Origin of the sequence: Nocardioides sp. LS1, assembly GCF_003865225.1 — a bacterium.
Taxonomy (GTDB): domain Bacteria; phylum Actinomycetota; class Actinomycetes; order Propionibacteriales; family Nocardioidaceae; genus Nocardioides; species Nocardioides ginsengisegetis.
Map to the genome: position 1 here is coordinate 201,996 of NZ_BIFF01000006.1, position 26,008 is coordinate 228,003.

Genomic DNA, 26,008 nt, shown 5'->3' on the forward strand with positions numbered 1-26,008 from the left:
CCGCATGCGCGTGGTGGTGGTCGGCGGTGGCTTCGGCGGCCTGGCATCGGCGGTGCGGCTGGCCAAGACCGGCCACGAGGTCACGCTCGTGGAGCGCTCGCCGCAGGTGGGCGGCGCGCTCGCCGAGGTGACCTCGGAGGGCTTCGCCTGGGACGCCGGCCCGACGGCCACGGTGATGCCGGCGGTGGTGCGCGACCTGTTCCGCAAGTCCGGTCGCCCCCTGGAGCGCGAGCTGGAGCTGGTGCAGCACGAGGTCGTGCGCGAGCACCGCTTCGACGACGGCACGTCCGTCCGGCTGCCGGGCGGGTCGCGGGCCGCGCAGATCGCGGCGTTCGACGAGCTCGAGCCGGGCCTGGGGCTGCGCTGGGCCGACCACGTGGCGTCGTACGCCGATGACTGGGAGGTGCTGCGCCGCGGCTACTTCGAGCAGCCGTGGACGCCGGACGCGCTCCCCCGCGACGTGGCCTCGCGGCTGGACAGCCGCGAGGTGCTGCACAAGAGGCTGCGCAAGACGTTCAAGGACGAGCGACTGCGACTGGTGGCCGGGCACCCCTTCGTCGCCGAGGGCCACGACCTGCGCAACGTCCCGGCCTGGGCCGGCCTGGTGGCCTACCTGGAGCAGCGCTTCGGCTGCTGGACCGTCGAGGGCGGCATGCCGCGACTCGGTACGGCGCTCGCCGAGCGGCTCGTGACCCGCAAGGTGACCGTGCTGACCGGGACCGACGTGCGCGACATCGTGCTCCGCGGCGGACGGGCCGTGGCCGTCGCGACCGACGCGGGCGAGATCGCGGCCGACGCCATCGTGTGCGCGGTCGACCCGCGGCGACTGCCGGCGCTCGCCCCGCACGTGGTCCGCACGATGCCGGCCATCCCGCCGGTGGTCTCCTACCTCGGGCTCGAGGGCGACGTGCCCGACCTTCCCCACGAGGTCGTGGTGCACGGCGACCCGCTGCTGGTCGTGCGGACGGGCGGCCGCGCCCCCGACGGCTGTGCGGCGTGGACCGTGCACGGGCGCGGGCGCCTGGCCGAGGACCTGCTGCGGGCGCTCGCGCGCGAGGAGATCGACGTACGCAAGAACGTGGTGGTGCGTCTCGACCGCACGCCGCGGCAGCTGGTCGAGGAGTGGGGCGGCTCACCGCACGGTGTGCTGTGGCAGGGCCGCGCGACGGTGCGGCAGCGGCTGGGGCCCACGACGCCGGTGCCCGGCGTCTATGCCGCCGGCGCGCACGCGACCCCGGGCGGAGGGCTGCCCTACGTGGGGCTGTCGGCCGCGCTGGTGGCGCAGGCGATCGGGCCGGCGTGAGTCACTGCCGACGCGTCGCCAGCCGGACACAACCCACTGCTCAGCAGGTGACGTTGAGCGCCGCGAAGATCTCCAGCGTCGCCTTGGAGAAGTTGAGCGTGTAGAAGTGCAGGCCGGGCGCCCCGCCCTCGAGCAGCTCCTCGCACAGCTCGGCGGCGACGGCGATGCCCTCGGCGCGGACCGCGGCGGCGTCGCCGTCGTGGGCGGAGATCCGCTCGACGACCTCGGGCGGCACCTCGGCGCCGATCAGCTCGCCCTGGCGGCGAATGGCGCTGAGGTTCAGGATCGGCATGATCCCCGGCACGATCGGGATGTCGACGCCGCGGTCGCGCACCCGCTCGACGAGGGCGAAGTAGTCCGCGGCCCGGAAGAACATCTGGGTCACCGCGAACTCCGCACCCGCCCGCGCCTTGGCGACCAGCACGTCGGCGTCGTGGTCCAGCGACTCCGCCGAGGGGTGGCCCTCGGGGAAGGCCGCGACGCCGATGCGGAAGTCACCGCGCCGGTGCGCGAGGGCGACCAGCTCGTCGGCGTGGGTCAGGCCACCTGGGGTCGGCGTCCACTCCCCGCGCGGGCCGCCCTCCGGGTCGCCGCGCAGGGCCATGACGTGGTGCACCCCCGCCTCGGCGTAGGTGTCGAGGATGCACTCGAGCTCCTCGCGGGTGTGACCGACGCAGGTGAGGTGCGCCATCGGGGTCAGGGAGGTCTCGTGCGCGATTCGGCTCGTGATCCGCACGGTCGAGTCGCGGGTCGACCCGCCCGCGCCGTACGTCACCGAGACGAACGTCGGCTGGTAGGGCTCCAGCGCTGCGATCGCGCGCCACAGCCGCTCCTCGCCCTCGGCGTCCTTGGGCGGGAAGAACTCGAAGGAGAACGACCGATCCCCGCCCCCGATGAGCTCGGCCATGCTGCGTCCACGTCCGGTTCCCATGGCCGAAAGTCTAGGGACGGGGGCGGGCGGGGACGGGCGTTGTCCACTGACTAGTCTCGTCGGCGTGACGCAGACGGGGAGTGGTTGGGACAGCGCCGGGTTCCGCGAGCGCGTCCAGTCCGCCCTCGACTCCTTCCTCGACGAGCAGGCCGCACGGCTCGCCGCGCTCGGCGACGACGCGGCCCGGCTGATCGAGGAGGCCCGGGTCTCGGTCCGCGGGGGCAAGCGCTTCCGCGCGGCCTTCTGCTACTGGGGATTCCACGCGATCGACCCCTCGCCCGCGGACGAGGACGCCCTGGTCCGGGCCTGCGCCGCGCTCGAGCTGCTGCACGCCAGCGCCCTGGTCCACGACGACCTCATGGACGCCTCCGACACCCGCCGCGGCCGGCCCGCGACGCACCGGAAGTTCGAGTCCGACCACGGTGCCGCCGGCTGGCGCGGCGACCCCGAGCAGTACGGCGGTGCCGCGGCGATCCTGCTCGGCGACCTGCTGCTCAGCTGGTCCGACGAGCTGCTGCGCAACTGCGGCCTGCCGCTCACCCAGGTGGCGCCCGCGCTCGACGTCTTCGATCGCTGCCGCTCCGAGGTGATCGCCGGGCAGTTCCTCGACGTGTCCGTGCAGGCCCGCGGCCGCGCCGACGTCGACACCGCCATGACGGTGCTGCGCTACAAGTCCGCCAAGTACTCCATCGAGCGCCCCCTCCACATCGGCGCCGCCCTCGCCGGCGCAGGCCCCGACGAGATGGCCGCGCTCACCGCGTTCGGCCTCCCGCTGGGCGAGGCCTTCCAGCTGCGCGACGACCTGCTCGGCGTCTTCGGCGACCCGGAGACCACGGGCAAGCCCGCCGGCGACGACCTGATCGAGGGCAAGCGCACCGTCCTGGTCGCGCTCGCGCTCGACGCCGCCGCCGACGAGGACGCGGCGCTCCTGGACCGCTCCCTCGGTACGTCGCTCGACGAGGCCGCGGTCGCCCGGCTGCGCTCTGTCATCGACGGCTCCGGCGCGCACGCCTCCGTCGAGGCCGTCATCACCGAGCTCGCCGGCCACGCGGTGGCCGCGCTCGACAAGGCCGACGTCGACGAACACGCTCGCGCGGTGCTGCGCGAGCTCGCCTCGGCCGCGACCGACCGGGTGGTCTGACCGGCTGGTCCGGGCGCCCTCCCGGGGTGACACTCGAGGCATGGACGCGGTGTCCGCCGCCTTCGAGGCCGTCCCGCGGGCCGGGTTCCTCCCGCCGGCCTCGCCGTGGCGCGCCGACCTCGACGCACCGATCCCGATCGGCCACGGGCAGACCAACTCCCAGCCCCGGACCGTCGAGGCCATGCTGCGGCTGCTCGACGTCCGGCCCGGCCAGCGGGTCCTCGACGTCGGGTCAGGCTCCGGCTGGACCACCGCCCTGCTCGGGCACCTCGTCGGCCCCACCGGGACCGTCATCGGCGTCGAGCTCGAGCCGGCCCTGGTGCTGTGGGGCCGGGCGAACCTGCGCCGGACGCGGTTCACGTGGGCCGACATCCACCGGGCCGAGCCGGGCACGCTCGGCCGGCCCGCGGAGGCGCCGTACGAGCGGGTGCTGGTGTCGGCCGAGGCCCGGGAGGTGCCGCAGGCGCTGCTCGACCAGCTCGGCGAGGAGGGCCGGATGGTGCTCCCGGTGGCCGGCCTGATGACGCTGGTGGTGCGGGTGGGCGAGGACGTCGTCACGAGCCGGCACGGGCACTACCGGTTCGTGCCGCTGCGCTGAACCACCCGACGGTCAGTCGAGGCTGGGCACGCCCGGGAGGTCCGGCCCGGCCCCGCGGAGCAGCACCGCGAACGATCCGCCGCGCTCGGCGTTGACGCGGGTGCCGAGGACGGTCAGGGCGACCGAGAACGCCCGCTCGTCGGCCCGGGCGAACGGTCCCCAGCCGTCCCAGAGCAGGACGGTGTCGCCGGCGACGTCGAGCAGGCAGTCGGCGAGCGCGTCGAAGTTCTGGCCGTAGTGGTCCGGGAACGCCAGGGCCGCGCCGATCCCGCGCAGGAACTCGGCCTTGGACTCGTCGCCCCAGCCGTCGTAGTGCGCGAACCGCCACCCAGCCACCTCGACCGTGTGCCGCACGTCGTCGACCTCGAAGGCACCGTGCCAGCGCGCGATGCCGGGCGGGACGTGGCGGGCCAGGACGCCGGCCAGGCCGCTCATCGCCGGATCCTCGAGAACGACGCGTAGTGGTCGGCAGTCCAGTAGAGCTCTCCCCCGTCGCCGGCCACGATCCGGCGGGCGCCGCGGTCGTCGGAGCCGGGGGTGTCGACGGTGTACTCCGCGTAGTAGCCGCCGTCGTGGTCGGGCAGCAGGCCCTCGAAGTTGCCGAAGGTGCCGCCGTCCTCCTCGTAGGCGAACGGGCCGCCCGCGTCGATCCGGCGCAGCACGTCGCGCGCCTCGGGCGGCAGGTCGGCGGCAGCGACGTACGGCAGGCCGCTGGTGGGATCGGTGTCGGTGCCGGGGTCGGTGCCGGCGTCGCTGGTGGCGCCTGCCGACGGGGTCGGGTCCGGCGAGGTCGCCGTCGAGGTGCCCGGGTCGCGCCCCGAGACCAGCCAGATGCCGACCGCGAGGAGCAGCGCGAGGCCGAGCGCGGCGGCCCCGGTCGTGCGGCCCCGCTCGTCGCTCCTCATCGCTCCCTCAGCTCAGAGGCTCATGGCCTGCGCGCGCCGCTTGACCTCCGAGCCGCGGTTCTCCCGCAGCGCGTCGATCGGGCGACCGGGCAGGTCGAGGTCGGTGAAGAGCCACGCGATGCACTCGCGGTCGTCGTAGTGGCCGTCGTGGAGCATCGTGAGCAGGCCCGGGAGGCCCTTGACGACCAGCCCGTCCTGGATGAAGTCGGCGGGGATCTGCTGGCCCGCACCGGGCGTCGGGACCGCGGCGGCGAGCTCGTGCTCGCGGATCATGGTGCGCACCTTGGCCACCGTGACGCCCAGCTCCTGCGCGGCGGCCGCCCAGTCGATCCAGTCGGGGACCAGGGTCGCGAGATCGGTGTCGGCAGGGCGTGGCTCGGTCATGGGGCCATGGTTCCACCTGCCGCGTGTGCCGCGAAACCGGCGACACGCCCACGCCCCGTGCGTCCCTTGAGTCACAGCCGTGACCGCAGGTAGCGTCGACGGCTTCCGTCGGCGGACTTCCCCGCTGGGCCACTCGGGGCCCGGCCCCGCCCGCGGTGTCAGGAGTCGCATGACCTCCGACCGCATGTCCCTCTGCCGCCAGCTCGTCGCGTCGGTCCTCACCGGCGTGCTCGGCGCCGGTGTCCTGGCCGCCGTGCTGCTGTCCACCACGGCCCCGGCCCTCGCGCACTCCTCGGCCGGGTCGCGCAGCGACGCACGCCGCCTCGTCGAGCACCGGGTCCGGCCCGGTGAGACCGTCACCGGGCTGGCCGTCCGCTTCCATGCCTGGACCGACGAGGTGATCGCCCGCAACCACCTCGGCCGCGGCGCCCACCTCGACGTCGGGCAGCACCTCGTCATCCCGGTCGTCGAGGCGGCGCTCCCTCGCCACCGCGCCCACCACGACACCCGCCACCAGGCCCACCAGGCCCGCTCCGCCGTACGCCGCGTGGTGGCCCGCACCGCCGCCGCCCACGGCGTCGACCCGCAGCTCGCCCTGGCCGTGGCCTGGCAGGAGTCGGGCTGGCGGATGGGCCTGCGCTCGGACGCGGGAGCGATCGGTGCCATGCAGGTGCTGCCGAGCACCGGCGCGTGGATGTCGCTCTACGAAGGTCGCCGGCTCCGGCTGCACCGCCTGCACGACAACGTCACGGCCGGGGTGCGGCTGCTGGACGTCCTGCTCGACGAGACGACCCGGACGCGTCGAGCGGTGGCGGCGTACTACCAGGGCCTCGGTGCCGTCCGGGAGCACGGCATCTACGGCGAGAGCCGGCCCTATGTCCGCAACGTGCTCGCGATCCGCGACCGTCTCGAGGCGGGTCGCCCGCCCGCCTGACCCGCCACCTGACACGCCGGGGGCGCCTCCGCGCACGGCTGGGATCGCGGTGTCCGTACGATTGGGGCTCCGGATCCTTCCCCGTCCGGCCGCAGGAGGGTCGCTGTGCAGTCAGATCGGCACGCCCGCTCGGGCACCGAGGCTGCCGGTGGCGACCCCACGACCGGGCGGCTCCTGGACGGCAGATATCGCATCGGGCCGCGCATCGCGCGCGGCGGCATGGCCAGCGTCTACGAGGCCACCGACATCCGGCTGGACCGCACGGTCGCGGTCAAGATCATGCACCCGGGGATGGGTGACGACGAGGAGTTCGCGGCCCGGTTCGTCCGGGAGGCACGCGCCGCGGCCCGGCTCTCCCACCCCCACGTCGTGGCGGTCTACGACCAGGGCGAGGAGGACGGCACCGTCTACCTCGCCATGGAGCTGATCCCCGGCCACACCCTGCGCGACGTCATCCGCAAGGAGGCGCCGATGACGCCGGCGCGGGCCCTGGCGCTGATGGAGCCGGTCCTCTCGGCGCTCGCCGCGGCCCACCGCGCCGGCCTGATCCACCGCGACGTGAAGCCCGAGAACGTCCTGATCGCCGACGACGGCCGGGTCAAGGTCGCCGACTTCGGGCTGGCCAAGGCGGTCAGCGCCGACACCCAGCACACCGCCACGGGCGGCGTCCTGATCGGCACGGTCTCCTACCTCGCCCCCGAGCTGGTCGTCGACGGACGCGCCGACGCGCGCGCCGACGTCTACGCCGCGGGCGTCGTCCTCTACGAGCTCCTCACCGGCAGCAAGCCGCACGCCGGCGACTCCCCCATCCAGGTCGCCTACAAGCACGTCCACGAGGACGTCCCGCCGCCCAGCGCCGTCGCGCCCGGCATCCCGGCGTACGTCGACGCGCTGGTCGCCCGGGCCACCGCCCGCGACCGCAGTCTCCGCCCCGCCGACGCCGCGGTGCTGCTGCACCAGGTCCACCGGGTCGGGCAGGCGCTCGCCGACGGTGTCCAGGACGACCCCGAGCTGACCGCCGACCTCGCGCCGATGCTGCTGCACCCGGACACCGGCGAGCTGGTGGCCGTCGACGACGAGGTCTACGACGGCTCCCACGACGGCGAGGTCACCAGCCCCATCGGGCTCCTGCCGGGCGGCACCGTGGAGCGGATGCCCGCCGCACCCGCCCGCACCCCGGCCCCCGTGCCCTCGCGCCCCGGCCCGCCGCCGGGCCGCCCGCCCGCGCGCCGGCGTCGCTGGCGCGGACCCGTCACGCTCCTGCTGCTGCTCGCGCTGGTGATCGGCGTCGCCGTCGGCGCCTGGTGGTTCGGCTGGGCGCGCTACACGTCCACCCCGGCCGTGCTCGACCTGACGCGGACCGCCGCCGAGAAGAAGCTCGACGCCGCCGGCCTGCAGATGGAGCTCGGCGGGCCGGACCACAAGAGGCTGCGCATCGACGGCCAGGTCCAGGACATGGTCGGGCAGTTCTCCGAGACGGTCCCGGTCGGCCGGGTCGCCGACTCCGACCCCGACCCGGGAGCCCGGATCCTCGACGGCGGCACCGTCACGGTCGTCCTCTCCCTCGGCCCCGAGCGCTACAAGGTGCCGTCCGTGAAGGGCCTCACCGAGGACCAGGCCCAGGACGCGATCACCGGCAAGCACCTCGACTTCGGCGAGTCGATCGGCCGGTGGTCCGACAGCATCCCCGCCGGCACCGTGCTGGGCAGCGACCCCAAGGCCGGCACCATCCTGCGCCCCGGCACGGCCGTCAACATCTTCATCAGCAAGGGCCCCAAGCCCGTCGAGGTGAAGGACTGGACCGGCCGCGATGCCGACAAGGCGCAGGCGTGGTTCGAGGACCGCGGGCTGGTCGTGGACCGTGGGACCGAGGAGTACGACGACAACGTCGCCGAGGGCCACATCATCTCCCAGACCCCCGCCAGCGGCACCCTGCACCGGGGCGACACGGTCAAGCTCGTGGTGTCCAAGGGGCCCGAGCTGGTCGAGGTCCCGGGCGGGATCATCGCCTCGGGCGTCGACGCGGCCCGGGCCAAGCTCGAGGCCCTGGGCTTCCGGGTCGACGTCCAGAACAGCGACCACTACCTCGGCCTCGGCTACGTCTACGAGATGGACCCGCACTCCGGGGACATGGTGCCCCGGGGCTCCACGATCACGCTCTTCCAGATCTGACCGTCTCGGGCATTCACCCGATCGTCGCGTGCCCCGATAGCGTTGGCTGGTGATCGACGAGCCGGCCCTGCGCAACCCCATCGGCACCCACGTCCCCGTCGGCAAGGGCCTCACGGCCGGCGCCCTCGCGACCGCCCTCGAGCTGGGCTGCGAGACGTTCCAGGTCTTCGTGGGCAACCCGCGCGGCTGGGCGCTCTCGGCCGGCACGCCCGCGGAGGACGCGCGCTTCCGCGACGCCGTCGGCGAGGCCGGGATGCGGGTCTTCATCCACGCGCCGTACCTCGTCAACCTCGGCTCCCCGACCGCCGCAACGTACGAGAAGTCGGTGGCCGTGGTGGCTCACAACCTCAAGCGGGCCGCCGAGATCGGCGCCGAGGGTGTCGTGGTGCACACCGGCTCCTACGTCGACCCGACGGGCAGCGAGGAGCAGTACGCCGCCGCGATGCGGCAGGTCCGCGAGGGCCTGCTGCCGGTGCTCGAGGCCCTGGGCGAGGACGGGCCGTCCCTGCTGCTCGAGCCGACCGCCGGCCAGGGCCGCTCGCTGTGCGCCGGCGTCGACGACCTCGAGCCCTACCTCGCCGCGCTCGACCTGCACCCGAAGGCCGGGATCTGCCTGGACACCTGCCACGTGTTCGCCGCCGGCGCCCCGCTCGACGAGCCCGGCGGCACCGCCGCCACCGTCGACCGGATCGTCGAGATCGGCGGCCCGGGGCGGCTGCGGCTGATCCACGCCAACGACTCGATGGACGTGCGCGGCGCGTTCAAGGACCGTCACCAGAAGATCGGCGAGGGGCACATCGGGACCGACGCGTTCGTCGACCTGTTCGCCCACGAGGCGACCGCGGGCGTGCCGTTCGTGCTGGAGACACCCGGGTCGCGCGACCCCGGCAACGCCGACATCCCGCTGCTCAAGCAGCTCCGCAAGGTCGCGGCAGGCTCGACCACCGTGGGTCACGCGTGACGGAGGCCCGTCGTACGACGCTCCTGGCCACGTCGGCGCTGCTGGCGATGACGGCCTGCTGGGGCTCGACGTTCTTCCTGATCCACGACCTGCTCGACCGGGTGCCGACCCTGGACTTCCTGTCGGTCCGGTTCACCATCGCGAGCGTCGCGCTGCTGCTCGTCGCGCCACGCGCCGTGGGCCGGCTCTCCCCCGAGGTGCGACGCCACGCGGTCGTGCTCGGCCTGCTCTACGGCGTCGCGCAGATCCTGCAGACCGCCGGGCTGGCGCACACCCCGGCGAGCGTGTCCGGGTTCATCACCGGGATGTACGTCGTGTGCACGCCGCTCTTCGCCGCGCTCCTCCTCCGGTCGCGGATCACCCCGCTGACGTGGGCGGCCGTGGCGCTGGCGACCGCGGGGCTCGCGGTGCTGACCCTCGACGGCCTCTCGGTCGGCTTCGGGGAGGCGATCACCCTGGTCTCGGCCCTGCTCTACGCCCTGCACATCGTCGGGCTCGGCGCCTGGTCGACGGCCCGGGACGCCCTCGGCATGTCGATCCTGCAGATCATCGTGATCGCGGTGGTCTGCCTCGTCGCGACCGCCCCCGACGGCGTCACGTTGCCGGACAACACCCGCGACTGGCTGTCGATCACCTACATGGCGCTGTTCGCCGGCGCGCTCGCGCTGGTCGGCCAGACGTGGGCGCAGGCGCACCTCGCCCCGACCCGCAGCGCGATCATCATGAGCATGGAGCCGGTCTTCGCGGCGTTCTTCGCGGTGCTGCTGGGCGGCGAGGCGACCACGCTGCGGATGGTGGGCGGTGGGCTGATGGTGCTGACCGCGATGGTCCTCGTCGAGCTGGTGCCGCGGCGCAAGGTCGAGGCCGAGGTCCAGCACATCGCGGTGTGAGCCCGGTCCGGATCACGGACAGCCCCAGGTCGGCGCAGGCCCGCCACCTACGCTCGTCCGCATGACGTCGACCTATTTCTTTGGACACTCGCCGGGAGCACCCGTGCGGGCCGTCCTCTAGGTCGCGTCCCCACCACCACCTTCGCCCCCGGCCGTGCCGCGGGGCGATCGCATTCTCTGGCCCCGACGACGTGGCCGCCCGTCACTCGGGGCACCACCCAGAGAAGAGGAACCACCATGGTCGTCGTCATGTCGCCGGATGCCACCGACGAGGACATCGCCCACATCGTCGAGAAGGTCGAGGGGGTCGGCGGGGAGGCGTTCGTCTCCAAGGGCGTCGTCCGCACCATCATCGGGCTGGTCGGCGACATCGACTCCTTCCACCACCTCAACCTGCGCACCCTCAAGGGCGTCGCGGACGTGCACCGGATCTCCGACCCCTACAAGCTCGTCAGCCGCCAGCACCACCCCGACCGCTCGACGGTGTGGGTGGGACAGCCCGGCCACCAGGTGCCGATCGGTCCCGACACGTTCACGTTCATCGCCGGCCCGTGCGCCGTGGAGACGCCCGAACAAACCCTCGAGGCGGCCCGGATGGCCAAGTCGGCCGGCGCCACGATCCTGCGCGGCGGGGCGTTCAAGCCGCGGACGTCGCCGTACGCCTTCCAGGGGCTGGGCCTCGCAGGCCTGGAGATCCTCGTCGACGTGCGAAGGATCACGGGCCTGCCCATCGTCACCGAGGTCGTCGACGCGCGCGACGTCCCGGTCGTGGCCGAGCACGCCGACATGCTGCAGATCGGCACCCGCAACATGGCCAACTTCGGCCTGCTGCAGGCGGTCGGGGACGCCGGCAAGCCGGTGCTGCTCAAGCGCGGCATGACCGCCACGATCGAGGAGTGGCTGATGGCGGCGGAGTACATCGCCCAGCGCGGCAACCTCGACGTCGTCCTGTGCGAACGCGGGATCCGCACCTTCGAGCCAGCCACCCGCAACACCCTCGACATCTCCGCCGTCCCGGTCGTCCAGGCCACCAGCCACCTGCCGGTGATCGTCGACCCGTCGCACGCGGCGGGCCGCAAGGACCTCGTGGTCCCGCTCTCCCGGGCGGCCATCGCGGTCGGCGCCGACGGGGTCATCGTCGACGTCCACCCCGACCCGGAGACGGCGCTGTGCGACGGGCCCCAGGCCCTGCTCGGGACCGAGCTCCGCGAGCTCGCCCAGGCCGTACGCCGGCTCCCGCCGATGGTCGGCCGGGCCGACTCCGGTGAGCGGGTGCGCACCGCCTGAGACGTGCGGCCCGCTGGGCCGTTCGCCTACTGTGGCGCTCGATCAGGAGGAGCTTTTCGATGGAGACGTGTGCGAGCTGCGGGACCGCGCTCGGTGCCGGACGGTTCTGCACCCATTGCGGACAGCGCGTGGACGCCCCGACGCCACCGGCGGGCGGCGGCCCCGAGCACACCGCGGTGCTGGAGCTCGACGACTGGCGCACCGGCACCGCCGAGCGGCCCGCCGTCTCGGGGGCGACCGCGCCGCGGGGCGTCGGGGCGGTCCCGCCGCCGCTGCCGCCCGTGCCGTCGTATGACCCCGCCGGCGTCGACGCCCCACGCTTCCCGCTCTTCGCCGACCAGGTGGAGCCCGGCACGCTGGCGCCTCCCCCGCCCGACCACCCGTCCGACCGCGGCCGACGCCCTGCCTGGCTGCCCTGGGCCGTGGGCGGTGCCGTGCTGCTGATCGTCGCCGTGCTCGGCGGGGTGCTGCTGGGCGGCGGGGACGACGACAAGCAGGCTCCCGACGCCACCTCGTCTCGGCCCGCCGGCTCGACGCAGCCCAAGCCGGCGGGCAAGCCCACCCCGTCGCACAGCGCCGCGGCGGGTGAGTCCGGGGACGTCGCGCGCTACGCCACCGTGCAGGTCCCCGCGACCGCGCCGCCCAACCAGGACGTCAGCGGCAACATGGTCCGCTACGAGGGCCGCAACATGCTCGACGGCGTGGCCGACACCTGCTGGCGGATGACCGGCGACGGCACCGGCCGCGAGATCACCGTCACGCTCGACCGCCCCACCACGCTCACGCAGGTCGGCATGATCAACGGCTACGCCAAGTCCGCGGTCGGCGCCGGGGGCGGCACGCTGGACTGGTACCACGGCAACCGCCGGATCATGGCCGTCGAGTGGTCCTTCGACGACGGCTCGTCCTACAGCCAGACGCTCGAGGACACCGAGGCCATGCAGACCATCGACATCGACCCGGTGACGACCCGCACGGTCACGATCCGGCTCGTCTCGGTCAGTGCCCCCGGCACCGGCCGTGCGGCCCGCAACAACACCGCCATCAGCGACCTGACGCTGGTGGGCACACCGGCCTGAGGCTCGTTGTCAGGCGATCTTCGCGAACACCGCCGCGGCCTTCTCGGCGTCGTCGCGGGTGATGTCGAGGTGCGTGACGAGGCGTACGGCGGTGGGCCCGACCGGGGCGACGAGCACGCCGCCCTCACGGGCCGCCGCCACGAACGCCGCCGCGTCGCTGCGCTCGACGACGACGATGTTGGTGTCGACGGTGGCCGGGTCCGTGCCGGCCGCCTCGGCCAGCAGCTTGGCGTGGGCGTGGTCGTCGGCGAGCCGCTCGACGTGGTGGTCCAGGGCGTGCAGCCCGGCCGCGGCGAGGATGCCGGTCTGGCGCATGCCGCCGCCCATCCGCTTGCGCCAGATGCGGGCCTCGGCGATCGCGTCGGCCGAGCCGACCATCAGCGAGCCGACGGGGGCGCCCAGGCCCTTGGAGAGGCAGACCGCCAGGACGTCGGCGACCGCGCCGTACTCGGCGAGCGGGACGCCGGTCGCGACGTGGGCGTTCCAGATCCGGGCGCCGTCCATGTGGACGGCGGCGCCGACGCCGGTGGCGAACTCGCGGAGGTCCTGCAGGTCGGCCAGCGGGAGGACCGCGCCGCCGGCGAAGTTGTGGGTGTTCTCGACCGAGATCGCCGCCGTGGGCACGAAGAAGGGCCCCATGTCGGGGGCGAAGAGGTCGCGGATGACCGGCAGGTCGACCTGGCCCCGGGCGTTGATCCAGGTCCGCATCGTGATGCCGGAGTAGGCACCGTGGGCGCCGAGCTCGGCCCGCGCGATGTGGGCGCGCGACTCGCAGAGCACCTCCTGGCCGGGGGCGACCAGCGAGCGGACGGCCAGCACGTTGGCCATCGAGCCGGTCGGCATGAACAGCGCCGCCTCGTGGCCGAACAGGCCCGCCACGCGGTCCTCGAGGGCCCGGACCGTCGGGTCCTCGCCGTAGACGTCGTCGCCGACCTCGGCGTGCGCCATCGCGGCGCGCATCGACTCGGTCGGGCGGGTCAGGGTGTCGCTGCGGAGGTCGATCATGCCTTGCGGAGCATCTCGGCCACGAGGAACGCCAGCTCGAGGGACTGGACCCGGTTGAGCCGCGGGTCGCAGACCGACTCGTAGCGGCCGCCGAGGTCGGCCTCGAGCAGCTCCTCGCCGCCACCGACGCACTCGGTGACGTCGTCGCCGGTCAGCTCGACGTGCACGCCGCCGGGCCAGGTGCCGAGCGCGCGGTGCACGTCGAAGAAGCCCTGGACCTCCTCGATCACGTCGTCGAAGCGGCGCGTCTTGTAGCCGGACGACGCCTCGAAGGTGTTGCCGTGCATCGGGTCGCAGACCCACGCGACCTCGACCCCGGCGGCGTTGACCTTCTCCACCAGGTGCGGGAGGCCCTCGCGGATCTTGCCGGCACCGAAGCGGGTGATGAAGGTCAGGCGGCCGGGCTCGTTGTGCGGGTTGAGCTTGGCGGCCAGGGCCAGCGCGTCGTCCGGCGTGGTCGTCGGCCCGAGCTTCACCCCGATGGGGTTCTTGATGTGGCTGAGCAGCTCGACGTGGGCGTTGTCGAGCTGGCGGGTCCGCTCCCCGATCCACACGAAGTGGCCGGAGACGTCGTACGGCGTGTCGGTGCGCGAGTCGACGCGGGTCATGGCGTGCTCGTACTCCAGGACCAGCGCCTCGTGGCTGGAGTGGAAGTCGACCCGGTGGAACTCGTCGGGGTCGGCGCCGATCGCCTTCATGAAGGTCAGCGCCCGCTCGATCTCGGAGGCCATCTCCTCGTAGCGCTGGCCGACCGGGGACTCGCGCACGAAGTCGGTGTTCCAGGTGTGCACCTGGCGCAGGTCGGCGTAGCCGCCGGTGACGAAGGCGCGCACGAGGTTGAGGGTCGCGGCGGAGGAGTTGTAGACGTCGACGAGTCGCTGCGGGTCGGGGATCCGCGCGGCCTCGGTGAAGTCGAAGCCGTTGACGGCGTCGCCCCGGTAGGCCGGCAGGGTCACGCCGTCCCGGGTCTCGAGGTCGCTGGAGCGGGGCTTGGCGTACTGGCCGGCGATCCGGCCCACCTTCACGACCGGCACGGACGCGGCGTAGGTCAGCACGACGGCCATCTGGAGCAGCACCCGCAGCTTGTTGCGGACGTTGTCGGCGGTCACGCCGGCGAAGGTCTCGGCGCAGTCGCCGCCCTGGAGCAGGAACGCCTCGCCGCGGGTCACCGCCGCGATCTTCGCCTTCAGGTCGTCGCACTCACCGGCGAAGACGAGCGGCGGCGCGGTGCGGAGTCGCGCGACGGCGGCGTCGACGGCCCCCTGGTCGGGGTAGGTCGGCTGCTGGGCCGGGCCGAGGGCGTGCAGGCTCGCGAGGTCAGGGATGCTCACCGAGCCAGCCTACGCGTCGGTCGCGGCCGCCCGGACCCGGGCGACCGCGACCGAGACGATCACTCCTCCGTCAGTCTTCGAGGTGCTCGATGTCGCGGAAACCGGTCTTCTGCGCGCGGACGCCGCGGTTGGTGGCCCAGGTCAGCGCCCAGAGCACGATCCCGACCAGCAGCATGCCGCCGGCGATCTTGTACTGCACCCAGTCCTCGCTGTCGCGGGCCCACGGGCCGGCGAGGTAGAGGCAGCACACGGAACCCAGGAGTGGCGCCCAGGCGGGAGCCCGGAACTTGCTCTCCGTCGAGGTGTCGCGGCGCAGGACGATGCACGCCACGTTGACGACCGCGAACACGCACAGGAGCAGCAGCGCGGTGGTGCCCGACAGGGCGCCGATGACGGTGGTCTCGGCCTGGTAGGTCACGACCACGATCAGCACCAGCGCGAGGACGGTGGAGAAGAGGATGCCGGCCCACGGCGTACGGCGTCCGGGGAGCACCTTGCCGAGCGAGCGCGGCAGCACGTCCTGGTTGGCCATGCCGTAGAGCAGGCGCGAGGCCATCAGCATGTTGATCAGCGCGGTGTTGGCCACGGCCACCACCGTGAGGAACGGGAAGACCTTGTCGATCGGGATACCGGGGGCGCCGAGCTGGACGACGTTGAGCAGCACCTTGCCCTCGTCGGCCACAACGCTCTCGATCTGCCCCTCGGGGATCACCGCGATGACCGAGACGGCGACCAGGACGTAGAAGATCACCGCGATGCCGAGACCGGTGAGCATGATCCGGGGGAAGACCTTCTCGGGGTCCTGCGTCTCCTCGACCATGTTGACCGAGTCCTCGAAGCCGACCATCGCGAAGAACGCGATCGCGGTCGCGACGGTGACCGCGAGGAAGACACCGCGGTCCGAGCCGGACTGGAAGGCCACGATCCGGCCCATGTCGGCGTCGCCCTTGGCCATCACCGAGAAGCCGATGCCGATCACGATGACCAGCGCGGCCATCTCGACGAGGGTCAGCACGACGTTGAACTTCACGCTCTCGCCGACGCCGCGCAGGTTGATCGCGGCGAGCAGCAGCATGAACAGCAGCGCCACCACAGTGATCGCGTTGTTGCCCTGCGGCACGTGCCAGCCGATCGCGTCGAAGCCCGCCAGCAGGTTGGTCGCGAGCAGGTTGGAGGACGTCGAGGCGCTGGTGATGCCCGAGCAGACGACGGCGAACGCCACGAGGAACGTGACGAAGTGCAGGCCGAACGCCTTGTGGGTGTAGAGCGCGGCGCCCGCGGCCTGGGGGTACTTCGTGACGAGCTCGAGGTAGGACAGCGCCGTCAGGGTGGCCACGCCGAAGGCCACGAGGAACGGCACCCAGACGATCCCGCCCACCTCCAGCGCCATCTCGCCGGTGACGGCGTAGACGCCCGCACCGAGGATGTCGCCGACGATGAACAGGAGCAGGAGCTTGGGTCCCATCACCCGCTTGAGGTCGGGTTCGGGTCCGTTGACGTCGAGCGTTTCGGTCGTGCTGCTGGCCATCGATGGCCTCCGTGTCCGAGGGGTCAGGTCCGCGACATCGTGCCAGACAACCTGCCAACAGCCTGACTCCAGCGGTCGGGAACGGTCGCCGAAACCGACGACAAGGTCCCCGGAACGGGACCACACTGGGAGCACGAGTCCCATGACTTCGGGACCGCACTCGCACGACGCTGGACGTGTCCGGCACCGGGCCGGACCCGACCCAGGAGGTATCCCATGCTCCGCCAGCACCCCGCCCGCGTCCTCGCCGTCGTCGCCGCCGTCGCGATCGGCCTGTTCGCCCTCTCCGCGCCCGGCGCCGACGACACCAGCGGCGCCTGGTACTACATCAGCGCCTTCGGCTGGTTCGGCTTCCTGCTGACCGCGCTGCTCTTCGTGGTCCTCGCGATCGTCGTGGCGGTCCAGTCCGCAGGGCGACGCCGAGCCCTCCACTGACCCGGCCATGAACCTCCGCCGCCTGCTCGAGGCCTCGCTGCACAGGATCCTCTACACGCTCCTGTTCGCCCTGGTCGCGCTGGCGGCGGTCACCTTCGCCGTCCCGGTGCTCCGGGAGTACTCCGGCACCAACGAGCAGGTCATCGGCTCCGCCGTCATCCTGGTGCTCGTCATCGAGGCCTTCGGCACCCGGCTGCACCGCCTCGTCGACTGGCTGCTCTACGGGTCCCGCGCCGACCCGGCGGTCGCCACGGCCCGGCTCGCCCGGCCGCTGGAGGACACCGACGGGGCCGCCGCACCACGGGCCCTGCTCGAGGCGCTCGCCGACACCCTGCGGCTCACCCACGTCGCCGCCGTCGTCCGCGACGACGGCGGGGCCGAGGTGCTGCTCGAGCTCGGGACGGCGTACGTCGAGGACCGCTCCTTCCCGATCCGGCACGCGGGCACCGACCTCGGAGAGCTCCGGGCGGCCCGCCGCGGCCAACCCCTCGACGGGCGCGACGAGCGGTTGCTCCGAGCGGCCGCCGCCCAGCTCGGACTGGTGCTGCACGCGGCCCGCCTCACCGAGGAGCTGCGCGCCGCGCGGGAGACCCTGGTGGCCGCGGGCGAGGACGAGCGTCGGCGACTGCGGCGCGAGATCCACGACGGCGTCGGCCCCACCCTGGCGGGCATCGCCCTGGGCCTGGAGTCGGCCGAGCGCGCGGTGACCCGCGACCCGGCCCGGGCGCAGGCCCTGCTGCACGACGTCCGGGCCGACCTGACCGACCTGCTCGACGAGGTGCGCCGCGTGGTCGAGGGGCTGCGGCCGCCCCTGCTCGACGAGGTCGGCCTGGTCGGCGCCCTCGAGCAGCTGGCCTCCTCCTTCCAGCAGCGGACGGGTTGCCCGGTCGAGGTGCAGGGCGACGTGCCCCGGCCGCTGCCGGCCGCGGTCGAGGTGGCGGCCTTCCGGATCGGGGCGGAGGCGCTGACCAACGTGGCCCGGCACGCGCGGGCGACCCACACCCGCCTGGAGGTGGGGCTGGACGGGCCCGACCTGGTGCTGCGCGTCGTCGACGACGGCTGCGGCGGGGTGGCGGACCGACCCGGCGGCAACGGCCTGGACTCGATGCGGACCCGGGCCGAGGAGGTCGGCGGGTCCCTCACGCTGTCCAGCGCACCGGGTGGGACGTCGCTGACGGCCCGGCTGCCGGTGCCCGTCGCCGCCGGGACGGGCTCGTGAACGGCCGGCCGATGCGGGTCGTGGCGGTCGACGACCACCCGGTGTTCCTGCGCGGGATCGTGTCCTGCCTCGAGGACGCGCCCGACGTCGAGGTCTGCGGCACCGCGACCAGCGCGGCCGACGCGCTCGCGACCGTCGCCGCCACCACCCCCGACGTGGTCCTGCTCGACCTGAACCTCGGCGACGGCAACGGGATCGGCGTGACCCGGTCTCTGCGCGCTGACGGGTTCCCGGGCGCGGTGCTGGTGCTGACGATGTACGAGGACGAGCTGGCGTTGCGGGCCGCCTTCGAGGCGGGCGCCCGCGGCTACCTGCTCAAGGGCGCCGACCAGGACGAGATCCTCGGCGCACTCCGCACCGTCGTCGCCGGCGGTCTCGTCGTGGGTGCCCAGCTCGCCGACCGCCTCGCCGACCTGCTGAGCGGCGCCAGGGGCGACACACCCCGGCACGTGGCCGGGCTCAGCGAGCGGGAGACCGAGGTGCTCTCGCTGATCGTGGCCGGCCGCACCAACGCCGAGATCACCCGCGAGCTCGTGGTGAGCGCCAAGACGGTGCGCAACCACATCACCAACATCTTCGCCAAGCTCGGCGTCACCGACCGCGAACAGGCGGTCGAACGGGCCCGGGAGCTGGGGCTCGAGCGCCGGCTCGGCGACCCGCGCTGGCAGTGAGGGTGCTCAGCCGAAGAAGACCTGCGCCTCGGCGTACTCCTCGTCGCTGACGAGCTTGAGCTCGCCGGTGCCCTCGATGAGCGGGACGCGCACGATGCGGGTGCCGCGCAGCGCCATCATCGTGCCGAAGTCGCCCTCGGCGACCGCGTCGATCGCCTGGAGGCCGAAGCGGGTGGCCAGCCACCGGTCGAACGCCGTGGGCGTGCCGCCGCGCTGGATGTGGCCCAGGACGACCGCGCGGGCCTCCTTGCCGGTGCGGTTCTCGATCTCGTGGGCGAGCCGGTCGCCGATGCCACCGAGGCGGACGTGGCCGAAGGCGTCCTTCTCCCCCGACACCAGCGTCATGTCGCCGCCCTCGGCGGGGACGGCGCCCTCGGAGACCACGATGATCGGGGCGTACTTGGTCTTGAAGCGCGTCTCGACGTGGGCGCAGAGCGCGTCGATGTCGAAGGGCTGCTCGGGGATCAGGACGGCGCTGGCGCCACCGGCGATCCCGGAGTGCAGCGCGATCCAGCCGGCGTGGCGGCCCATCACCTCCACGACGAGGACGCGGTGGTGGGACTCGGCGGTGGTGTGCAACCGGTCGATGGCCTCGGTCGCGATGTTGACCGCGGTGTCGAAGCCGAAGGTGAAGTCGGTGCCGGAGAGGTCGTTGTCGATCGTCTTGGGCACGCCGACGACGTTGACGCCGAGGTCGGCCAGCTTGGTCGCGACGCCGAGGGTGTCCTCGCCGCCGATCGCGACGAGCGCCTCCACGCCGTCCCGGGCGAGGTTCTCCTTGATCCGCTCGACGCCCCCCTCGATCTTGAAGGGGTTGGTGCGGCTGGACCCCAGGATCGTGCCGCCGCGGGGCAGGATCCCGCGGCACTGCTCGACGCCGAGCTCCATCGTCGCGCCCTCGAGCGGGCCCCGCCAGCCGTCGCGGTAGCCCACGAACTCGAAGCCGTGCTGGCGCACGCCCTTGCGGACCACCGCCCGGATGACGGCGTTCAGGCCGGGGCAGTCCCCGCCTCCGGTGAGTACTCCGACGCGCATGCCAGCTCCTGAGGAAGTGGGTTCGGGAATTGGATCGTTCAAGGGCGACTCGACTGTAGTGCGCGTCACCCGACGTGACCAGAGAGGACCACGCCGTGGTCGGGACCGGGCGGTCAGGCGGGGACCGGCTCCTCGGCCTTGTTGGTGACCCGCGCGGCCGCCGCCGGCAGCGCCGTACCGAGGCGTACGGCGAGGAGCGCTCCGGCCACCGAGACGACGAGGAGCCCCAGCCAGAGGGTGCTCGGCCCGCGCTCGAGCAGCCAGGCGAACGCCAGCGGCGCGATGGTCCCGGCGAGGTTCCAGGCGAGCTGGATCAACGAGAGGTAGCGACCCCGCAGGTGTTCGGGCGCCGCCTCGGCCGAGAGCGCGCCGTGCACCGGCCCGCCGAAGAGCTCACCGAGCGTGTAGACCGCCGACCCGACGAGCACCACGGTCATAGCCAGCACGACCCCGACCCGCGAGGCCCCCAGCATCAGGAGGAAGGACGCCGCGAAGACCCCGTTGGCGAGCAGCAGCACCCGCCAGCGCACCGCCCCCGTCATCGCGCGGACCGCGAAGCCCTGGCCGAAGCCGACCATCACGGTGTTGAGCGTGAAGACCGCGCCGGTGACCCAGCCCGGGAGGCCGAGCACGGTCGTGGCGTAGACCGGCATCGCGAAGTTGAGCACCATCATCGACGTCGAGAACACCAGCTGGGTCATCCACAGCAGCCGGTAGGGGCCGTCGCGCAGCACCGTCCCCCACGCGCCGGCCTGCGAGCGGTGGCCGCTGCGCGCCGTCGGCGGCACCGCGAGCAGGAGCCCGAACGCGACGGCGTACGACACCGCGTTGGCGACCACGACCGCGGCGAACGCGGACTGCGTGCCGATCGTGATGGCCAGGCCCGAAAGCAGGCCGCCCAGGGCGAAGCCGACGTTGCGCAGTGCTCCGAGGAAGCCGAACCACTTCTCCCGCTCCCCCGGCACCGAGATCGCCGCGACGATGTTGCCGTAGGAGCCCCAGAACGCCGTGCGCCCGATCGTGATCACGACCGTCCAGGCGGTGACGGTCCAGAACGAGTCGGTGACGAGGTACGCCGCGTAGCCGATGCCCTGCAGCGCGTTGCCGGCGAGCAGCAGGTGCTTGGCGCCCCACCGGTCCACGAGCCCGCCGAGCAGCGGGCCGGCCGGGAGCGAGACGGCGGAGGCGATCGAGATGATCGCGCCGACCTGCACGAGCGTCAGGTCGGTGGTGACGAGGAAGTAGAGCATGCAGACCGGCATGAACACGCCGCTGCCGATCGCGTCGACGGCGATGGCGGTGACGAAGCGGCGATGCTCGCCCACGGAGGGGAACCCGAGACGGTCGAGGAGGTGCGGCACGGGCACATCCTCCAACTTCAACCCGACTTCAACGCAACTCGACGAGCCCCGGGGTCGCTAGTCTGCGCGCCATGACCTTCTCGATCGTCGCCCGGTCCGCCGACGGAGAGTCCTGGGGAGTCGCCGTCGCCTCGAAGTTCCTCGCGGTCGGCTCGTGCGTGCCGGCCGCGGTGGCCCAGGTCGGCGCCATCGCCACCCAGGCCGACGCGAACGTCGCCTACAAGGGACTCGCCCTCTCCCACCTCGACGACGGCGCCACCGCCGAGATCGCCCTGCAGCGCCTGCTGGAGGAGGACGACCAGCGCGACCACCGCCAGGTCGGCATCGTCGACATCGACGGCGGCGCGGCCAGCCACACCGGCAGTGCCTGCCTGGACTGGGCCGGCAGCATCACCGGCGACGGCTACGCCATCCAGGGCAACATCCTGGTCGGCGAGGAGGTCGTCGACGCCATGCAGGCGGCCTGGGAGAACTCCGACGACGACGCTCCGCTCGCCCGCCGGCTGCTGGCCGCGCTCGCCGCCGGCGACGAGGCGGGAGGCGACCGCCGGGGGCGGCAGTCCGCCGCGCTCCTCGTCGTACAGGACGGGGCGGGGTACGGCGGCCTGGACGACATCGCCGTCGACCTGCGCATCGACGACGCTGCGTCGTGTGGCGGGGACCCCGTGACCGAGCTGGCCCGGCTGCTCGAGCTCAACGACCTCTACCTGACCGCCTCGACCGAGGAGGAGAAGGTGGTCGTGACGCCGGAGCTCGAGCGGGAGCTCGAGGAGCGCGCCACCGCGCTGGGGCACCGCGACTTCCGCGCGTGGGTCGGGTCCGGCAACTACGAGATGCGGGTCGCCGCGGACGGGTCGTGGGTCGACGAGAAGGTGCTCGCGATCCTGCGGGCCGAGGAGGCCTCCGCATGAGCGTCCTCGCGATCGACGCCGGCACCACCGGCGTCACCGCGGTCGTCGTCACGCCCGACGGGCGGATCGCGGCCAAGGGCTACCAGGAGTTCGCCCAGCACTTCCCCAAGCCCGGCTGGGTCGAGCACGCGCCGGAGGAGATCTGGCAGGCCACGCTCGAGGCCGTGCGCGAGGTGCTGACGAAGGTCGACCGCTCCGAGCTGACGGCGATCGGCATCACCAACCAGCGCGAGACGATCCTGCTCTGGGACCGCGAGACGCTCGGCTCGCCCCGGCGGGCGATCGTGTGGCAGGACCGGCGTACGGCCGACATCTGCACGCGCCTGAAGGACGCCGGGCACGAGGAGCGGGTCACCGAGGTCACCGGACTGCGGCTGGACCCCTACTTCTCGGGCACCAAGCTGATGTGGCTCGCCGAGCAGGAGCCGCACACGTGGGCGCTGGTGTCGTCGGGGCGCTACGCCATCGGCACCGTCGACTCCTATCTCATCGCCCGGATGACCCGCGGCACCTATCACGTCACCGACGTCTCCAACGCCTCGCGCACGCTGCTGTTCGACCTCACGACCGGCGACTGGAGCGACGAGCTCTGCGGTCTCTTCGGCGTCCCCCGCGACGCGCTGCCCGAGCTCGTGCCGTCGTGGGGCGAGATCGCGGTGTCGGACCCCCGCACCTTCCTCGACCTGTCGCTCCCCATCGCGGGCATCGCCGGCGACCAGCAGTCGGCGCTGTTCGGGCAGACCTGCTTCGACGTGGGCGACTCCAAGTGCACCTACGGCACCGGGTCGTTCATCCTCACCAACACCGGGACGTCGCTCGAGCGCTCCTCGGCCGGCCTGCTGTCGACGGCGGCCTGGCGCTCGCCGTCGGGCGAGCTGACCTACGCGCTCGAGGGCGCGATCTTCGTGACCGGCGCGGCCGTGCAGTGGCTGCGCGACGGCCTGCAGATCGTCGGGTCCGCGGCCGAGACCGCCGCCATCGCCGCCACCGTGCCGGACACCGAGGGCGTCGTCTTCGTGCCGGCCCTGACCGGGCTCGGCGCTCCGCACTGGGACCCGCACGCCCGCGGCCTGATCATCGGCCTGACGCGGGGCACCACCCGCGGGCACATCGTCCGGGCCACCCTCGAGGCGATCGCCTTCGAGGTCCGCGACGTGCTGGAGACCATGCCGGCCGCCCTCTCCTCGCTCCGCGTCGACGGCGGTGCCGCGGCCAACGACCTGCTCTGCCAGATCCAGGCCGACCAGATCGGCGTGCCCGTCGAGCGGCCGAAGCTCGTCGAGACCACCGCCCTCGGCGCGGCCTTCCTCGCCGGCCTCGGCACCGGCGTGTGGGACTCGACCGACGACCTGCGTGCGACCTGGCAGCTGGACCGGTCGTTCTCCCCTGGTGGTGACCGGGACGCCGCCGACGCCGCGCACCGTCGCTGGATCGACGCCGTGGAGCGCTCCAAGGCCTGGGCGTAGGTCGAGTCGGCGCAACTGCCGGCGCCGACCCGATCAGGAGAGCTTGTCGAGAGCCTTCCGCGCGGCATCACGGGCGCGCGTGGCCTCACGGACCGCGGCCTGCGCCTCGCTGCGCGCGTCCTCGGCGTCGGCCAGCTCGTCGTCGGTGTCCTCGGCGGCGGACTCAAGCCTGGCCAGCTGACGGCGGAGCTCGTCGATCTCGGCCTGGAGCTGCATGGTGCGGGCCTCGAGGGCCTCGACGGCGCCGGAGGTCTCGGTGAGCGCAGCGGTGGCGCGCTCGAGGTCGGCCTCGGTGTCGTCGAGGAGCTCCTGGGCGGCGGCGCGGGCCTTCTCGTCGGCGTCGGGATCGGCGACGACGTGCAGGTCGGGGCGGCCGTCGGGCGCGGCCTCGTGGGCGGTGGCGGCGAAGCCGAGGGCCTCGGGCACGGCGACGGACAGGGTCGGGTCCTCCGCGGCGAGGCCGGTCGTGGCGAGGGCGGTGACGAGGAGGCCGCTGCGGACGGCGGCGGAGCAGTTCTCGTCGACCATGGCGGCCGTGAGGGTCAGCTCGACCTGGTCGGCGACGGCCTGGGTCACCTTCATGCCGAGGCTCGCCGCCACGCCCCGCGCCTGCGTGGTGACCGCCGCGGTCAGCTGGCGGCGCTGGCGGGTGAGGGTGCGCAGGTCGTCGCCGGACATGGCGGCCTGTGCCTCGCGGAGGGCGGCGCCCATCGCGAGCACCTGCTCGACCTGCTCGGTCTCGTGGCGCACCAGCACGTTGACGACCCACGCCGCGGTCGACGGCTTCTTGAGCGCCTTGACGGCCTTGGACAGGACGGCGTCCTCGCCCTTGAGCGCCTTGGCCCGGGCGTCCCGCGCGGGTGTGAACTCGGCGAGGCCGAGGCCGTAGAGCTCGTCGGCGACGCCCAGCAGCGACTCGGTCATGGCCGGCCCGCCTCGACCCACGCCCGGTGCGAGACCAGGGACCGCTCCCACAGCCCCCGCAGGTCGTCCTCGTCGACGTCATCGAGCGCGAGCCCGAGGTCGTCGGTCAGCGCGGACCGCCACGCGTCGTACGTCTCGAGCGTGGTCTGCGTGGTGCCGGTCGCCTCGACACGCGACCGCACACAGCCGCGTACGACGTCCACGCCGGTCGCGTCGCGGCGCTGGACCACGAGGAGCTGGGCGAAGTGGCCGTCGGGCGGGCTCGACAGCTCGGCGTGCGAGGCGAGCACCGCTGCCGGTTCGGTCGAGAGGGTGCTCACCTCGATGCCGGTGAACGAGCCAGCCGAATCGTGGCGGAAGGACCAGCCGTCGGGCGTGACGTCGCCGACGGTGTAGCGGAACCCGGACTGGACGTGCTCGCCCTCGATGACCGGCAACGGCTCGAGGAACGCGTCGCCCAGCCCGACGTCGACCCACCAGCGACCGTCCGGGTTGTCGTCGGTCGGGAGCCCGGTGACCAGCAGCACGAGGTGGTTGAGCGTGCCCGCGAAGCGCTGGGACTCGTCGGTCCAGACGTGGCCGTGGCGACGTTCGACGGCATACCCGAGATCGCGCAGCACCACCTCGAGCGCACCGTTCTGGTGGAAGCAGTAGCCCGCGCGGCCGTGCTCGACCACGCGCTCGAGGCATGCCTGCGGGTCCACCGAGGGCGGCTGGCCGAGCATGATCGCGAGGTTCTCGTAGGGCACGTGCCCCAGGTGGTGGCGGTGGATCAGCCGCAGCGACTCGAGCGTCGGCGGCAGGGCCCGGTCCCCGATCCGGTGGAGGTACGCCGCGGTGCCGGTCACCGGCCGGGCTCCTCGTCGTCGTCGAGCCCCTGCTCGATCGCGTAGCGGGTGAGCTCGACCCGGTTGTGCATCTGCAGCTTGCGGAGGGTGTTCTGGACGTGGTTCTGGACGGTGCGGTGCGAGATGACGAGGCGGTCGGCGATCGCCTGGGAGGACATCCCCTTCGCGACCATCTTGAGCACCTCGGTCTCGCGATCGGTGAGCTCGGGCTTCGCCGGGTCCGCCGTGACGCCCGGGTCGCGGGGCTCGGCGCCGCCGACGAGCCGGCGGAACTCCCCCAGCACCAGACCGGCCAGGCCCGGCGTGAAGACCGTGTCACCTTCGGCCACCCGGAGCACCGCGGCGATCAGCTCCTCGCGGGAGGCCGACTTCACGAGGTAGCCGGTCGCGCCCGCCTTGACCGCCTCCAGCACGTCAGCCTGCTCGCCCGACGCCGACAGGATCAGCACGCGGGCCGACGGGTCCTGGCGGACCACCTCGGCCGTCACCGCCACGCCGTTGGGCTCGGGGATCTGCAGGTCCAGCACCACGACCTGCGGCCGGGCCGCGGGGAAGCGGGCCAGGGCCTCACTGCCGTTGGCCGCGACCGCGACCACGTCGAAGCCAGCGGCCTGCAGGTCGCGCTCGACCGCGTCCCGCCACATCGGGTGGTCGTCGACCACCATCACCCGGATCCCCGTCTCCATGCC

The 26,008-nt window shown here is 73.3% G+C and carries 26 protein-coding genes; 14 read left to right on the top strand and 12 right to left on the bottom strand.

What is annotated here, in order from left to right; translation table 11 throughout:
• Nucleotides 1-4: 4 nt before the first annotated feature.
• Nucleotides 5-1,303, top strand: a complete 1,299-nt coding sequence (locus EJF31_RS18480; protein WP_125038644.1) for an NAD(P)/FAD-dependent oxidoreductase — start codon at nt 5-7, stop codon at nt 1,301-1,303.
• A 40-nt stretch (nt 1,304-1,343) separates the two neighbouring features.
• Here EJF31_RS18480 and metF read toward each other — a convergent pair whose 3' ends face one another.
• On the bottom strand, nt 1,344-2,234 hold the full coding sequence (gene metF, locus EJF31_RS18485) for a methylenetetrahydrofolate reductase [NAD(P)H] (RefSeq protein WP_125038645.1): 891 nt from the start codon (nt 2,232-2,234) through the stop codon (nt 1,344-1,346).
• 64 nt (nt 2,235-2,298) lie between these two features.
• On the opposite strand from metF, the gene EJF31_RS18490 reads away from it, so the two are divergent.
• Together EJF31_RS18490 and EJF31_RS18495 are read left to right on the top strand one after the other, a co-directional pair.
• Nucleotides 2,299-3,375, top strand: a complete 1,077-nt coding sequence (locus EJF31_RS18490) for a polyprenyl synthetase family protein (protein WP_260430957.1) — start codon at nt 2,299-2,301, stop codon at nt 3,373-3,375.
• Nucleotides 3,376-3,415: 40 nt separating this feature from the next.
• Nucleotides 3,416-3,973: a protein-L-isoaspartate O-methyltransferase gene (locus tag EJF31_RS18495; RefSeq protein ID WP_125038647.1), complete on the top strand. Its 558-nt coding sequence runs from the start codon at nt 3,416-3,418 to the stop codon at nt 3,971-3,973.
• A gap of 12 nt (nt 3,974-3,985) precedes the next feature.
• Here EJF31_RS18495 and EJF31_RS18500 read toward each other — a convergent pair whose 3' ends face one another.
• Genes EJF31_RS18500 through EJF31_RS18510 form a run of 3 tightly spaced genes read right to left on the bottom strand, consistent with a single transcriptional unit; the run spans nt 3,986 to nt 5,262 of the window.
• Nucleotides 3,986-4,408 carry a barstar family protein gene (locus EJF31_RS18500; RefSeq protein WP_125038648.1) on the bottom strand — a complete coding sequence of 141 codons (423 nt, stop codon included), beginning with the start codon at nt 4,406-4,408 and terminating at the stop codon, nt 3,986-3,988.
• On the bottom strand, nt 4,405-4,878 hold the full coding sequence (locus EJF31_RS18505; protein ID WP_125038649.1) for a ribonuclease domain-containing protein: 474 nt from the start codon (nt 4,876-4,878) through the stop codon (nt 4,405-4,407). Before EJF31_RS18505 ends, EJF31_RS18500 begins: the two co-directional genes overlap by 4 nt.
• A gap of 12 nt (nt 4,879-4,890) precedes the next feature.
• The gene (locus tag EJF31_RS18510; RefSeq protein ID WP_125038650.1) at nt 4,891-5,262 is read right to left on the bottom strand and encodes an Rv2175c family DNA-binding protein; all 372 of its coding nucleotides are present in this window, start codon (nt 5,260-5,262) and stop codon (nt 4,891-4,893) included.
• A 169-nt stretch (nt 5,263-5,431) separates the two neighbouring features.
• Here EJF31_RS18510 and EJF31_RS18515 point away from each other — a divergent pair, with 169 nt between their 5' ends.
• From EJF31_RS18515 to EJF31_RS18540, 6 genes are all read left to right on the top strand, one after another.
• Nucleotides 5,432-6,196, top strand: a complete 765-nt coding sequence (locus EJF31_RS18515) for a lytic transglycosylase domain-containing protein (protein ID WP_125038651.1) — start codon at nt 5,432-5,434, stop codon at nt 6,194-6,196.
• Between the two features lie 105 nt (nt 6,197-6,301).
• Nucleotides 6,302-8,368 carry a Stk1 family PASTA domain-containing Ser/Thr kinase gene (pknB, locus tag EJF31_RS18520; protein ID WP_125038652.1) on the top strand — a complete coding sequence of 689 codons (2,067 nt, stop codon included), beginning with the start codon at nt 6,302-6,304 and terminating at the stop codon, nt 8,366-8,368.
• Between the two features lie 49 nt (nt 8,369-8,417).
• Nucleotides 8,418-9,329, top strand: a complete 912-nt coding sequence (locus EJF31_RS18525) for a deoxyribonuclease IV (protein WP_260430958.1) — start codon at nt 8,418-8,420, stop codon at nt 9,327-9,329.
• Complete coding sequence (locus tag EJF31_RS18530) at nt 9,326-10,219, top strand: DMT family transporter (RefSeq protein ID WP_260430959.1); 894 nt, start codon at nt 9,326-9,328, stop codon at nt 10,217-10,219. Before EJF31_RS18525 ends, EJF31_RS18530 begins: the two co-directional genes overlap by 4 nt.
• Before the next feature lie 237 nt (nt 10,220-10,456).
• The gene (aroF, locus tag EJF31_RS18535) at nt 10,457-11,506 is read left to right on the top strand and encodes a 3-deoxy-7-phosphoheptulonate synthase (protein WP_125038653.1); all 1,050 of its coding nucleotides are present in this window, start codon (nt 10,457-10,459) and stop codon (nt 11,504-11,506) included.
• 128 nt (nt 11,507-11,634) lie between these two features.
• Nucleotides 11,635-12,585, top strand: coding sequence for a hypothetical protein (locus EJF31_RS18540; protein WP_125038654.1), 951 nt, complete (start codon nt 11,635-11,637; stop codon nt 12,583-12,585).
• Nucleotides 12,586-12,594: 9 nt separating this feature from the next.
• Here EJF31_RS18540 and EJF31_RS18545 read toward each other — a convergent pair whose 3' ends face one another.
• From EJF31_RS18545 to EJF31_RS18555, 3 genes are all read right to left on the bottom strand, one after another.
• Nucleotides 12,595-13,590 (bottom strand): low specificity L-threonine aldolase, encoded by a 996-nt coding sequence (locus EJF31_RS18545; protein ID WP_125038655.1) that lies wholly within the window; start codon nt 13,588-13,590, stop codon nt 12,595-12,597.
• Complete coding sequence (locus tag EJF31_RS18550) at nt 13,587-14,921, bottom strand: class II 3-deoxy-7-phosphoheptulonate synthase (protein ID WP_125038656.1); 1,335 nt, start codon at nt 14,919-14,921, stop codon at nt 13,587-13,589. Before EJF31_RS18550 ends, EJF31_RS18545 begins: the two co-directional genes overlap by 4 nt.
• Before the next feature lie 70 nt (nt 14,922-14,991).
• Complete coding sequence (locus tag EJF31_RS18555; protein ID WP_125038657.1) at nt 14,992-16,449, bottom strand: APC family permease; 1,458 nt, start codon at nt 16,447-16,449, stop codon at nt 14,992-14,994.
• 216 nt (nt 16,450-16,665) lie between these two features.
• Here EJF31_RS18555 and EJF31_RS18560 point away from each other — a divergent pair, with 216 nt between their 5' ends.
• From EJF31_RS18560 to EJF31_RS18570, 3 genes are read left to right on the top strand one after another with little or no spacing between them, the layout of a single operon-like run.
• Nucleotides 16,666-16,884, top strand: a complete 219-nt coding sequence (locus tag EJF31_RS18560; protein WP_185736345.1) for a hypothetical protein — start codon at nt 16,666-16,668, stop codon at nt 16,882-16,884.
• A gap of 7 nt (nt 16,885-16,891) precedes the next feature.
• Nucleotides 16,892-18,103, top strand: a complete 1,212-nt coding sequence (locus EJF31_RS18565; RefSeq protein WP_125038659.1) for a sensor histidine kinase — start codon at nt 16,892-16,894, stop codon at nt 18,101-18,103.
• The gene (locus EJF31_RS18570; RefSeq protein WP_221767656.1) at nt 18,100-18,774 is read left to right on the top strand and encodes a response regulator transcription factor; all 675 of its coding nucleotides are present in this window, start codon (nt 18,100-18,102) and stop codon (nt 18,772-18,774) included. Before EJF31_RS18565 ends, EJF31_RS18570 begins: the two co-directional genes overlap by 4 nt.
• A gap of 6 nt (nt 18,775-18,780) precedes the next feature.
• On the opposite strand, the gene EJF31_RS18575 is transcribed toward EJF31_RS18570, so the two are convergent.
• Together EJF31_RS18575 and EJF31_RS18580 are read right to left on the bottom strand one after the other, a co-directional pair.
• Nucleotides 18,781-19,809 (bottom strand): 6-phosphofructokinase, encoded by a 1,029-nt coding sequence (locus EJF31_RS18575; RefSeq protein ID WP_125038660.1) that lies wholly within the window; start codon nt 19,807-19,809, stop codon nt 18,781-18,783.
• A 113-nt stretch (nt 19,810-19,922) separates the two neighbouring features.
• The gene (locus tag EJF31_RS18580; RefSeq protein ID WP_260430960.1) at nt 19,923-21,170 is read right to left on the bottom strand and encodes an MFS transporter; all 1,248 of its coding nucleotides are present in this window, start codon (nt 21,168-21,170) and stop codon (nt 19,923-19,925) included.
• A 71-nt stretch (nt 21,171-21,241) separates the two neighbouring features.
• On the opposite strand from EJF31_RS18580, the gene EJF31_RS18585 reads away from it, so the two are divergent.
• The gene (locus tag EJF31_RS18585) at nt 21,242-22,081 is read left to right on the top strand and encodes a DUF1028 domain-containing protein (RefSeq protein ID WP_125038661.1); all 840 of its coding nucleotides are present in this window, start codon (nt 21,242-21,244) and stop codon (nt 22,079-22,081) included.
• Nucleotides 22,078-23,547 carry a glycerol kinase GlpK gene (glpK, locus tag EJF31_RS18590; RefSeq protein ID WP_125038662.1) on the top strand — a complete coding sequence of 490 codons (1,470 nt, stop codon included), beginning with the start codon at nt 22,078-22,080 and terminating at the stop codon, nt 23,545-23,547. Before EJF31_RS18585 ends, glpK begins: the two co-directional genes overlap by 4 nt.
• Before the next feature lie 33 nt (nt 23,548-23,580).
• Here glpK and EJF31_RS18595 read toward each other — a convergent pair whose 3' ends face one another.
• From EJF31_RS18595 to EJF31_RS18605, 3 genes are read right to left on the bottom strand one after another with little or no spacing between them, the layout of a single operon-like run.
• Nucleotides 23,581-24,471: a hypothetical protein gene (locus EJF31_RS18595; RefSeq protein WP_125038663.1), complete on the bottom strand. Its 891-nt coding sequence runs from the start codon at nt 24,469-24,471 to the stop codon at nt 23,581-23,583.
• Nucleotides 24,468-25,319, bottom strand: a complete 852-nt coding sequence (locus EJF31_RS18600; RefSeq protein WP_125038664.1) for an arylamine N-acetyltransferase — start codon at nt 25,317-25,319, stop codon at nt 24,468-24,470. The genes EJF31_RS18595 and EJF31_RS18600 overlap by 4 nt, the downstream gene beginning before the upstream one ends.
• Nucleotides 25,316-26,005, bottom strand: a complete 690-nt coding sequence (locus EJF31_RS18605; protein WP_221767658.1) for a response regulator transcription factor — start codon at nt 26,003-26,005, stop codon at nt 25,316-25,318. Before EJF31_RS18605 ends, EJF31_RS18600 begins: the two co-directional genes overlap by 4 nt.
• Nucleotides 26,006-26,008 lie beyond the last annotated feature (3 nt).